Genomic DNA, 1,226 nt, shown 5'->3' with positions numbered 1-1,226 from the left:
CTCACGCCTTCGCGCCTGCGGTGCTGCGCGCTGCGCTTGCCTCTAGGGGAAAGCCCTACGGGCTATCCCCGCCGCGCGCAGCTTGGCGCCCCTCGATGCTGCCGAACCGGCTGCGCCGGATCGGCACGATCAGCGCCTCTTCGCAATGGACGGTGCGTTGGCGAACACGCTGATGCTTGCTGCGGCAGGTTGTGCAGATGCGTGCCGTCCTCAACGCTGGCGGTTCTCGCCCATCACGTCACGAAGGACGGTTCACGGGCATCCCGCCCGACATCGCCATGGAGCTTCCACGCCACGCCTCAAGAGCGGCGCCGCAAGGTGCGGCAGGGGCGTTCTCGCCTGTCGTTGGGGTGTTGACCTGGCCCGCGTCAGAGGGCGAGCCGGAACAGCCTTCGGGCGGGGATGCCGAGTCGGCCCTGTCTCCCTTCGAATTGGGGGTGGTTCGGCCCAAGGCGTCCTTGTGTTGTTGTGAATCCTGGCGGTGGCGCGGCTGCGCCTCGGGCTTCATGGCTGCAACCGTCCAGCGAAAACAATTTCCCCTCTGCTGCGCAGATTCCTCGCGGGCCAAATTCTTTTCGCCTTCCGGCTCTCCACTGCGTTTCGACCGCAAGCGGTGCGGCCCGCCCGTCCCCCGCCGGCCGGATCACAACAAGGACGCGATGGGCGCGAACCTTGTTCCACCAAAAGGAGTTTCATCATGGCCAACATCGGCAGCTTCACCGCAGACAAAGACGGCTTCACCGGCACGCTTCGCACCCTGACGCTCAACGTCAAGGTCAAGCTGGTGCCCAACGACAAGGGGGACAACGAGAAGGCCCCGGACTTCCGCCTGCAGGCAGCCAGCCATGACATCGGCGCGGCGTGGAAGAAGACCAGCGAGGCCGGGCGGGAGTACATCTCCGTGACCCTCGACGATCCTTCGTTCCCGGCCACGGTCTACGCCCGCCTAATCGAAGGCGAGGACGGCACGCACGACCTGATCTGGTCGCGCAGCAAGCCCCAGGCGGCCTGACAGCCGCCCACTGCGCCCCGTCACATGGCGGGGCGCTGCGCTGTTCGTTCGTCCCGAACGAGGCAGCGGCAGGCAGCGTCCATTGCAGGTTACGTCTTCCAGACTGGGAGCAGTGTCTGCGGTTACGGCCAGGGCATGGCGTGTCGGCGCGATGCGCCGCCGGGCTTTACGGGCTACGCCCCGCGCCGTCGTTGCCGTCACGGCCATTCGGCTT

Annotated in this window: 1 protein-coding gene; it reads left to right on the top strand. The window is 66.7% G+C overall.

Annotation, left to right across the window (positions count from 1 at the left end):
* The first annotated feature begins 697 nt into the window (after positions 1-697).
* Positions 698-1,012 (top strand): DUF736 domain-containing protein, encoded by a 315-nt coding sequence (locus tag A985_RS0103165; RefSeq protein WP_017231974.1) that lies wholly within the window; start codon positions 698-700, stop codon positions 1,010-1,012.
* Positions 1,013-1,226: the final 214 nt, after the last annotated feature.

Source organism: Pandoraea sp. B-6 (genome assembly GCF_000282835.1).
In the GTDB taxonomy this organism is placed as follows: domain Bacteria; phylum Pseudomonadota; class Gammaproteobacteria; order Burkholderiales; family Burkholderiaceae; genus Pandoraea; species Pandoraea cepalis.
The sequence above is the reverse complement of the archived record's forward strand: the minus strand, read 5'-3'. Positions and strand labels throughout refer to the sequence as shown.

Coding starts and splice junctions, on each gene's coding strand:
- A985_RS0103165 (WP_017231974.1), top strand. CDS start 698: ATGGCCAACATCGGCAGCTTCACCGCAGACAAAGACGGCTTCACCGGC.